Source organism: Acinetobacter sp. Colony158, assembly GCF_019264745.1.
In the GTDB taxonomy this organism is placed as follows: Bacteria; Pseudomonadota; Gammaproteobacteria; order Pseudomonadales; family Moraxellaceae; genus Acinetobacter; species Acinetobacter ursingii.
This window is the reverse complement of the sequence record NZ_CP078523.1, coordinates 2,103,600-2,113,003: the sequence shown is the minus strand read 5'-3', so window position 1 is coordinate 2,113,003 and position 9,404 is coordinate 2,103,600. Positions and strand designations below refer to the sequence as shown.

Here is a 9,404-nt window from a genome sequence, read left to right as displayed (position 1 = left end):
AATGATAGAGGATGTGTCGTCTGACGCCGTCACCGTCACGCGACACATCCTCTATCATTAATAAGAAATATAATACACCCAGTAAGTAATCTATGTTTCTTACTGGGGACTTTAAAAATATATTATGGACTACCACCATTCTTCTAGAAAAATATGGTCTTTTTTCAGATTTTCTAAAAAAGTTTCTAAATGAAATACTTATAACAACTTTACACGACCTTACTACAACCCTTAAACAGTAGTGGCCCACTTATAACAACTTTAAATCAAATTATTCATAAAAACTAAACCGTTCAGTCAAATATTAAATATGAAAATTCAAGTGAATTTTTGTTGATTAAATTTTAAAACATGGTTAGATTTTTCAAACTCATTGTTGATAAACAATGAATGGACAAATTTTAAGTATGCGTGGTTGAGTCAAATGAAAATTCAGGGACTGAAACAAATAAGCTTTGCTAGCTTTGTGACAGCAATAACATGTTTTAATTTAAGTCATGCGGATGATGCTTTCAGTCCTCAAAGCAAGTATTTGTTTGGTGACTGGAACGGCAAACGGACAGAGCTCGCCAGTCAGGGCGTAAATTTTGATGCTAATCTTTATGTCGATACCGACTATCTGGCAGATGGTGGCTATAAACCACGAGATGGTGCAACCTTCGCAAGTCAGCTCTGGTTAGGCAGTAGTCTGGATCTGGAAAAAATGTTGGGCTGGAATGGCGTTTCAGTTCGTGCCATTGTCACTGCTCGTCAGGGACAAAGTACCAGTGTTGATAATATTTCGTATCCAGGTGCGCCACAAATGGCCAATACACAAGCCACTTGGGGACGGGGAAATGTCGATTCCCGCTTGACTCAACTCTCTATTGAAAAGATTTTTACAGATACGGGTTGGAGTGTTCGCGTTGGTCGTATTGGTATGGGTTCATACTTTAATACGATGGGATGTGACTTCCAAAGCACCTCGTTTTGTACCGCACAAAACGGAAAATGGATGGGTAATGTTTGGTATAACGAACCCGTGGCGCAATGGGCGGGAATTGTAAAATATCGATTTACCCCTGAACTCTCTGCGCAAGTGGGCGTATTTGAGTTTAACCCGACCAATATCAAGGAAAATCAGGGTTGGAATTTAAAATCCGACCACATGGATGGTGTCACTATCCCTGTTGAACTGCATTATCAACCTAAACAAGGGATTAACCATTTACCGGGTAGCTATCGTCTAGGTGTTTTTTATAACAATGCCGATAAAACCCAAAACAAAGATGTCATTACAGGTGAGCAGAAAGACCATGCTTATGCAGGTTGGTTTACCGCAGATCAACAATTCACCTCTGTGGATGGTGGCAAACGGGGTTTATACGGATTTACCAATATTTCCTTCCATGATACCGCTGTGAATAAAATTGATAATACTCAACAAATCGGGATTCGCTATCTGGGCTTATTAGATGATCATCCCACTGATATGTTAGGCTTAGGTGTCAATCGCATTCATGTCAATGATCGTTATCGGGATGGCATCTACAACAAAAAAGCCTTAATTAATGAAGATGCTGAATACAATATTGAATTGAACTATTCGCACTATGTCACACCGTGGTTGATGTTACGCCCTGTGGTGCAATATGTCATTCAACCGGGTGCGACCGATCAAGTGGATAATGCACTGGTACTTGGTTTGACCACTAAAGTGATTTTCTAAATTTATTCTGTATTTAAAATGCTGTGACTCTAAGCTCACGGCATTTTTATTTTGAACATGCATGAATGGTCATTTTTCAACTTATCAGCAAAAAATAACATCGCCTTACTTTTTTATTGAATTCATCTCTGCCAAGATAAAAACACAATAAAACAATGCTAGAGAGGTAATGCCGATGATTTCAACAAACCTCCCCCTCACCGATATTCATCGACATCTGGATGGCAATATTCGCGCACAAACCATTTTAGATTTGGGACAGCAATATCATATTGCCCTGCCCGCTCAAACGCTCGAAGAGTTACGTCCACATGTACAAGTCATGGATAATCAACCCGATTTACTCAGTTTTTTGGCAAAGTTGGACTGGGGTGTCAAGGTTTTGGCAAGTTTGGAGGCATGCCAACGGATCGCCTATGAAAATATCGAGGATGCCAAGCAACAAGGGTTAGACTATGTCGAATTACGTTTTTCTCCTGGTTATATGGGCATGACTCATCATCTGCCTTTAGCAGGTGTGGTTGAGGCGGTGATTGACGGCGTACAACAGGGTTGCCGTGATTTAGGGATTCAGGCAAATTTGATTGGTATTATGAGTCGCACTTTTGGACAAGCCGCTTGTCAGGCTGAACTCGATGCCTTACTCACCCATAAAACCCATATCACAGCTTTGGATTTGGCAGGTGATGAACTGGGATTTCCTGGAACGCTTTTTCTGGATCAATTTAAACAGGCTCGAAATGCAGGCTGGCATATTACCGTTCATGCAGGCGAAGCCGCAGGGCCAGAAAGTATCTGGCAAGCCATACAGGAACTTGGAGCAGAGCGTATCGGGCATGGTGTCAAAGCTATTCATGATCCAAAGCTGATGGATTATCTGGCTGAACATCAGATCGGGATTGAATCGTGTATCACATCAAATGTACAAACCAGCACGGTCAGTTCAATTGAAAAACATCCCATCAAGGACTTTTTACAACATGGAATTTTGGCCACGATCAATACCGATGACCCTGCGGTAGAAGGCATTGAAATTCAGCATGAATATCAAGTTGCTGCACCACAAGCAGGTTTAACCGAAGATCAGATCCGAACTGCGCAGGAAAATGGTCTCAAAGTGGCTTTTTTATCTGAACAGGAAAAGCAATTATTAAAAAATCAGGCGTTGGCTCGTCAACACGAAGTCGCATGATTTTTGAAACCTACAAACCGTATCTTATAAATGGCTATGAAATGTAGCCATTTATTGAGATATATTCGTTGTCACTGAATTTTTCTGTTGCAAGTTAGCAATATGTGTACGATTGGTTTTCCATGAAGACTCCAATATTTCTTTTTCGATCCGATATTTAATGCGTTTTTGCTTCATAGTTGGAATCACCTCCTGATTAAATTTTTTCACGTGTGTGATCCAATCTTTACCCCGACAAACATGTTCAGGCATGACGGTTTTAAACTCGCTACGTGATGTAAATACAATGACTGAATGTAGATATTCAGGAGCAACCACATCTTCAAGAATTTGCTCCAATACTTTTAAATGCTTGAAGTTCTGATGAATTGGGTTTTGAAAACGATAACTTTTTTTATAGATTTTTTGCGTCCATTGTTTTTGATTAATACTGCCAAAAATCCAGCCTGTATAATTTTTAGTTTCTATAATAAAAACGCCATATGGACTAATCAAAATATGATCAATTTGTGTTGTTCCATTTTGCTCATCGGGAATCGTGCAGTTATTCAGCATGATATATTCTTCGCCTAAATGACGTTTCGCATGATCAATCACCATACTCTCACCCATTTTCCCCTTAAATGAAGGCGAAGATAGATAAGCAACAATCCCCATGATAACAATGAAAAAAACGATATATAAAAACATCTCATTATCCTTATTTTATAGAGGTGACAGTTTAGCTAATTCAAATAYTATGCTTGAATTCCAAACGCAGTAAAATTTCTTTTTTATCTAAACCGCCTGCAAACCCTACCAATGCTCCTCCCGATCCAATTACACGATGACAAGGTGCGATAATTGAAATCGGATTTTTACCATTGGCGGCCCCTACAGCGCGAACCGCTTTTTCATTACCAAGTTGCTGAGCAATTTGTTTATAACTGCGAGTTTCCCCATAAGGAATCGTCAGTAAGGCACGCCAGACCTTTTTCTGAAAATCCGTTCCTTCAAAATCAATTGGAATATCAAATACCTTGCGCTGACCTAAAAAATACTCGCTTAACTGCTGTTGGGTATTCAATAAAATCGGATGGGATACATCTTCAATTAATTCAGCCAGACGTACTCTTTTTGGGTTTTCATTGTCCCAAAGAATAGCCACCAAAGCCTGCTCATTCGCCACTAATTTGAGCTGTCCAACAGGCGAAGCCATATAACAATAAGATAACTGCATACCAAATAACCTTAAGCAGGTGATGACAGTTTCATGAGCACGAGACCTGAGACGATTAAAATCGCAGCCATCATACGCATTGCTCCCATCGGTTCATGCAAAATCAAAATACCCACGATAAAAGAACCAATAGCACCAATTCCAGTCCAGACTGTATAAGCCGTACCAAGCGGCAAGCTCCGCATTGAAATTGATAATAATATGACACTCAGCACCATAAATACGATGGTAATGACACTTGGCAGCAAACGGGTAAAACCGTCTGACATTTTCATCGAATATGCCCAGATGACTTCAAAAAGTCCCGCCAAAATTAAGATTGCCCAAGCCATTTTTGCTCCATAATCAGGCGTCAGGTCGTCCTGACATTGTTTCCCTCATCTGGGGGAGGTCGTTCCTCCGAAACGATGATTATAGTCAATTTAATCGGGATGACCAATTTTGATTTTGAACCGTTTATTGTTCACGCCAAATAATTTGATCCACTCGCATCAACTCACACGCCCCCGCACCGGTATCCTCACGTGATAAGGAACTTCGCCAACGCCAGCCATCGCTTGACTGAATTTCGATTAAAGCGCCTTTGAGGAAAACTAAATCATCTTTTTTTAGCTGCTGCAATTGTTTGGCAATCTCTGGCGTTGCAGGAACCAGATGCATATTGGCACTGTGTGTCGCAATATCATTCAATGAAATTGGAGGAATTGAATCAATACGCCAATGGTACCAACGATTGCCTTGTGAAATCTCAATCTGTTTATAAATACTGGGATTTGCCATTTCGCTCCATCCCACCGCAATATCCATCGGTGAAAATTGGGCTTCTCTCCCAGTGTGATAGTCTTCACGAGACAAAACCCTGAATGTTCCTTCATAAGGCTGTAATTGTTGGATATGAATGTTGTGATCTGAACTAAAGGTCTGAATATCGGGTGCTGGTTTTATCCATGTTGTCCAAGCGCCCCACGCGACCGCAATGATCAATAAAAAGTACATCCATTTACGCATTTGTGTACTCAATATTTTGATGGTTTCAGTGCAAGTCTATTTAACATCAGAATATCAAACACTCTTAAAAAAATTAAAAATATCAAAAACATAGCCATCATCAAATCAATACTTATGTTCTGTGTGAGTTGAAGTAGCACGCCAGCCATCACCAACGTGATTGCAATTGTTACATCCATATTGCGCACTAAATGACTCCAGTGCAAAGGTCGATTTTTAATATAGTCTTTAGCAATCAAATAACGCGATAAAATAGTCGCCGTCAGGATCACCAATCCTTGCAACAGCACAAATCCCGCCAAAGCAACCTGTGCATTAAAATAATCATATACAATGCCGATCATTAAAGCAGTGGCTGCAACCAGTTCAAACCACGCCAATGCCTGAATTAATCTATTTCGAAGCAAAGGCTCAATCACGATAGCATTATTGGCGACCAAATAAATCACGGCATCCATCAGGATCAACAAACTCATCGCCAAGAGACTAAACGAGGTCGCCAGAATCGCCATACACAAAGTGACCAGACACAAAACAATATAAATTGAAGATAACCACGACAGGATTTGCGTGGTTTTGATCACGGGTTTTAAGGTGGTGGTGACAGGCACAAAATTAGATAGCGTCTGTTGATAATCCGCCTGTTTCACATGGTTCTTTAAGAAACTGGTCAATACCTCTACTTCACCATCATGGAAAATGGCCATATGTTGAGTTTGATGATCCATCTCAATATATTTGACCTGATGGCATTGCACCAAAGCCTTGCGCAATTCACGTTCATGCGCCATATCCAGTTGGGGAATATAGTAATAACTCACCCATTCCGACTGAATATTGTCTTGTTCTGAAAAATCATATTCATCATCTGCAAGTAAATTGCCGTCTGTGTGTAACTCCCGTTGCGATTGAAAAAAAGCATTTGAAAGTAAAAAGCGTTGGTACTGTTGTTTTAGGCTCATTGACGCACCAGATTAGATGCAAAAAGAATGTCATCAGGTTAATTGTGATGACATTCTATACAGCTTTATTTTGACGAATCAATTAAAACTTGAAAGTAATCCCTGCACCATACAGCCAGCCCGATTCTGAACTGGTTGCGATTTGACGACTGGTTTCACGATCCCCTTTTTCATAACGATAGGCGACATCAATAAACGGCATTACTTTTTTGCTAATCTCATAACGTGTTTGAACGCCTGTTTGCAAAGAGCTTAAGCCTGTCTTTTTTGCATTATCAGATTCATCCCGAATTAAAACATCCGCTTTGAGATAAGGTTGAGTAATGAGCTTTTGCGTCAGCAAAATGTCGCGCTCAGTTTCCAGACTTAAGCTGACATGTTGATCTTGACCGACATAAACATAGGCATCGGTTTCAAAGAAATATGGGGCTAAACCATGTAGACCAAATGCTGCATCCACCGCTTCCTGACGATGTGCCTCAAAGGCTTCACTGCGATAACGCAAGCCGACTTGAGCATCCCAAAAATCAGCAATGTTTCGGCTATATAATGCCGAAATCGCATAATCAGCTTTCTCAGATTCTGACTTTTCACTGTGAGCTTTGATGAAAAGTTTATTTTGATCTGTGCCAATCCAGGTTTCCAGTTCAGTATTAAACTCGCCCTGCCCGTGTTTATCCAATCGCCATTGATTGTCCAGTTTCGTTGCCTGATAAATTTGTCCGCCATGTTCACGGCGATGATCATGATCTGAATGATCATCAACACTCACATTTGAAGGTACTTCACTATTTGTCTGCACTTTATTTTTTTCTGGCATTGGCATTTCAGTATGATCTTGACCATCCGACATCGACATATTGGACATCATCATGTCATGTCCTTCATGAGCAAAAGCCCATGAGCTCATCATAAAGCCTGTTGAGAACATCAACACAGTCATCATTTTAGTGGTGCGCATGTTGATCTCCTTGAACAGGTTGTTCAGTATTTTCAGATAAAACTTTAGGCAGTGTATATTGATCGACTTTTGCCACAATCAGTTTATTCATCATGCCCGCCGACATGTGGTACAACAAATGACAATGAATCGCCCATTCACCTAATTCATCTGCGGTCAAAAGTGCTGTCACTGTTTTACCGGGCGGCACAATGAGGGTGTGTTTATTTGGAAGATTTTGTATAGATTGACCATTTTCCAATTGTACAAACATGCCATGCAAGTGCATTGGATGTGCCATCATGCTGTCATTAATAAATTTCAGCCGAATTCGCTCTCCATATTTGACCTGTAAAGGTTCAGCCTCATTATATTTTTTGCCATTCATGGTCCAGATATAACGTTCCATATTTCCGCCCAAACGAATCACTAATTCTTTGGTCGGCTGACGCGTATCTGTTTGTGGGGTGAGTGATTGTAAATCCTGATATCGCAATGCCTTTGCACCTTGTGGAGTCGAAGCATTGGCCCAACCTTGTACGGTTTGCTTTGACTCGAATAGGGTTTGCGGATGAGAGGTCTCATGTTGCRTCATTTGCTGATGTGATATTTCTTGCGTCATCTGTTTATGTGACATCGCATCATGATCCATGTGTTCTGACATATCTGGCATCGATGACAATTTGGTTGATGAAGGTTCGGATGTATGAGACATCTTCTGCGACATTGGCATAGCAGCGTGATCTGTATGTTCTGAACTATCAGACATGTTGCCATGTCCCATGTCTTGCATTGTGAGCAATGCACGTGGTCGTGCGTCTGGAATGGTAATCTGCTGTGGTGCAGGCATCGCCACATTTTGCAGACTTGCCAATGCAAACCCACTCCGATCAATCGACTCAGCCTGTATTTGATAATGCGCGGCTTTCGGCTCAACAATCACATCATAAGTTTCTGCTGTCCCAATTCGAAATTCATCCACTGGGACAGGCTTGACAGCTTGCCCATCAGCACTGACCACGGTCATTTTCAAGTTGGGAATACGCACATCAAAAAATGACATCGCAGATGCATTGATAAAACGTAATCGAACTTTTTCACCCGAAGTAAATTCGCCAGTCCAGTTCTGTTCTGGCGTTTTACCATTGACCAAGAAAGTATAGCCTGTGACATCTGACAGATCGGTTTTCAGCATCCGCATCTGATTCCACATTTTACGATCTTGCCACGTGGCTTTCAGCCCTTGTTGTTTGACCTGTTGCAATACATCGCCCAAGGTTTCACGCTGATTTTGATAATATTCGGCAGACTTTTTCAGATTTTTCATCAATGTTTCACTCGATGAATCATGAAAATCTGACAGCATCACCACATAATCCCGTTTAGTTTGTTCCTGTGCTGTCAATGGCTTGTTATCTTTAGGATAGACAATAAAAGCGCCATATAAGCCATCCTGCTCTTGTCCCTTACTATGCGCGTGATACCAATACGTTCCGTTTTGACGGATTTTAAAACGATATTCAAATGAACCGTCAGGTTTGATGCCTTGAAAGCCATTAAACCCAGGTACGCCATCCATAATGCCGGGCAACAATAAACCATGCCAATGAATCGAAGAATCCTGATTTTTCAGGCTATTATGAACATGAATAACCGCTTCATCACCTTCTTCAAATTCAAGTTTGGGAGCAGGAAACTGACCATTAACGGTAATTCGCTGAACAGGTTTTCCCGTGATATTGACGGTTTTTTCAGCAATATCCAAATGGTATTCTTTGACCGCCGCTAGACTAAACGGCGAAATAGCCAAACACAGTCCTGTAAAAAGGACATTTTTTAATAAAATAGACATGACTAACCTCAAAATTTAAAACTGAATATTTAGTTTGAATTTGAGATTAGGCTTTGGGTGGTCTGAGAATTTCTTGCCAGAAACCAGAAAAATGCTGGCCTCTATAATCCGTATGAGAATCTGAGATGGCAGCAAAGACAGTTTGTTGCGGCAATGTTGGAATCACATGTTCAACATACGTATTTAGATTTTGACAATGTAACTGATGACAATCCTGACAGGACTGTGCGGCGTTAGAAGCATGTAAGGAAGTTGGTTGATCACAATGCAGCATACTTGTATTGGCATGTTTTAAATCATGCGACGCATGCGCTGCTTTTGTAGCTTGCATGCCCATGTGATGACAAGATGATTGATCAGAAACATGCGACATCGATTGAGCAGTCTGTTGCATCATAGAGGCATGCATATTTTTGACTGAAGCAACAGCCACACCACTCCAGCTCATGATAAAAACCATAAGCAACACAAACCACGTCTGTCTGCGCTGAGCTAGATGCAAACTGAATATCCTCAAAAATAC

The 9,404-nt window shown here is 40.8% G+C and carries 10 protein-coding genes; 2 read left to right on the top strand and 8 right to left on the bottom strand.

Translation table 11 applies throughout. The features are described from left to right. Nucleotides 1-424 precede the first annotated feature (424 nt). Nucleotides 425-1,708, top strand: coding sequence for a carbohydrate porin (locus JR005_RS08735; protein WP_218664907.1), 1,284 nt, complete (start codon nucleotides 425-427; stop codon nucleotides 1,706-1,708). A 175-nt stretch (nucleotides 1,709-1,883) separates the two neighbouring features. After that, nucleotides 1,884-2,900 carry an adenosine deaminase gene (gene add, locus JR005_RS08730; protein WP_004987428.1) on the top strand — a complete coding sequence of 339 codons (1,017 nt, stop codon included), beginning with the start codon at nucleotides 1,884-1,886 and terminating at the stop codon, nucleotides 2,898-2,900. 51 nt (nucleotides 2,901-2,951) lie between these two features. On the opposite strand, the gene JR005_RS08725 is transcribed toward add, so the two are convergent. The 8 genes from JR005_RS08725 to JR005_RS08690 form a co-directional block, all read right to left on the bottom strand. Then, the gene (locus JR005_RS08725) at nucleotides 2,952-3,590 is read right to left on the bottom strand and encodes a nuclease-related domain-containing protein (protein WP_218664906.1); all 639 of its coding nucleotides are present in this window, start codon (nucleotides 3,588-3,590) and stop codon (nucleotides 2,952-2,954) included. A gap of 40 nt (nucleotides 3,591-3,630) precedes the next feature. After that, nucleotides 3,631-4,119, bottom strand: a complete 489-nt coding sequence (locus JR005_RS08720; RefSeq protein WP_218664905.1) for a methylated-DNA--[protein]-cysteine S-methyltransferase — start codon at nucleotides 4,117-4,119, stop codon at nucleotides 3,631-3,633. 11 nt (nucleotides 4,120-4,130) lie between these two features. Continuing rightward, nucleotides 4,131-4,451: a DMT family transporter gene (locus tag JR005_RS08715; RefSeq protein WP_004999078.1), complete on the bottom strand. Its 321-nt coding sequence runs from the start codon at nucleotides 4,449-4,451 to the stop codon at nucleotides 4,131-4,133. A 124-nt stretch (nucleotides 4,452-4,575) separates the two neighbouring features. Beyond that, nucleotides 4,576-5,127 carry a hypothetical protein gene (locus JR005_RS08710; RefSeq protein ID WP_218664904.1) on the bottom strand — a complete coding sequence of 184 codons (552 nt, stop codon included), beginning with the start codon at nucleotides 5,125-5,127 and terminating at the stop codon, nucleotides 4,576-4,578. A gap of 8 nt (nucleotides 5,128-5,135) precedes the next feature. Beyond that, nucleotides 5,136-6,089, bottom strand: coding sequence for a hypothetical protein (locus JR005_RS08705; RefSeq protein ID WP_218664903.1), 954 nt, complete (start codon nucleotides 6,087-6,089; stop codon nucleotides 5,136-5,138). Nucleotides 6,090-6,171: 82 nt separating this feature from the next. After that, on the bottom strand, nucleotides 6,172-7,050 hold the full coding sequence (locus tag JR005_RS08700) for a copper resistance protein B (RefSeq protein WP_218664902.1): 879 nt from the start codon (nucleotides 7,048-7,050) through the stop codon (nucleotides 6,172-6,174). After that, a complete protein-coding gene (locus JR005_RS08695; RefSeq protein ID WP_218664901.1) occupies nucleotides 7,037-8,881 on the bottom strand; it encodes a copper resistance system multicopper oxidase in 1,845 nt (614 codons plus the stop codon). The genes JR005_RS08700 and JR005_RS08695 overlap by 14 nt, the downstream gene beginning before the upstream one ends. A gap of 46 nt (nucleotides 8,882-8,927) precedes the next feature. Then, a complete protein-coding gene (locus tag JR005_RS08690) occupies nucleotides 8,928-9,329 on the bottom strand; it encodes a hypothetical protein (protein ID WP_227546608.1) in 402 nt (133 codons plus the stop codon). Nucleotides 9,330-9,404 lie beyond the last annotated feature (75 nt).

What these genes read in the sequence shown, in the direction of transcription:
- JR005_RS08735 (WP_218664907.1), top strand. Translation starts at nt 425, where the DNA reads ATGAAAATTCAGGGACTGAAACAAATAAGCTTTGCTAGCTTTGTGACA.
- add (WP_004987428.1), top strand. Translation starts at nt 1,884, where the DNA reads ATGATTTCAACAAACCTCCCCCTCACCGATATTCATCGACATCTGGAT.
- JR005_RS08725 (WP_218664906.1), bottom strand. Translation starts at nt 3,590, where the DNA reads ATGTTTTTATATATCGTTTTTTTCATTGTTATCATGGGGATTGTTGCT.
- JR005_RS08715 (WP_004999078.1), bottom strand. Translation starts at nt 4,451, where the DNA reads ATGGCTTGGGCAATCTTAATTTTGGCGGGACTTTTTGAAGTCATCTGG.
- JR005_RS08710 (WP_218664904.1), bottom strand. Translation starts at nt 5,127, where the DNA reads ATGCGTAAATGGATGTACTTTTTATTGATCATTGCGGTCGCGTGGGGC.
- JR005_RS08705 (WP_218664903.1), bottom strand. Translation starts at nt 6,089, where the DNA reads ATGAGCCTAAAACAACAGTACCAACGCTTTTTACTTTCAAATGCTTTT.
- JR005_RS08700 (WP_218664902.1), bottom strand. Translation starts at nt 7,050, where the DNA reads ATGCGCACCACTAAAATGATGACTGTGTTGATGTTCTCAACAGGCTTT.
- JR005_RS08690 (WP_227546608.1), bottom strand. Translation starts at nt 9,329, where the DNA reads ATGAGCTGGAGTGGTGTGGCTGTTGCTTCAGTCAAAAATATGCATGCC.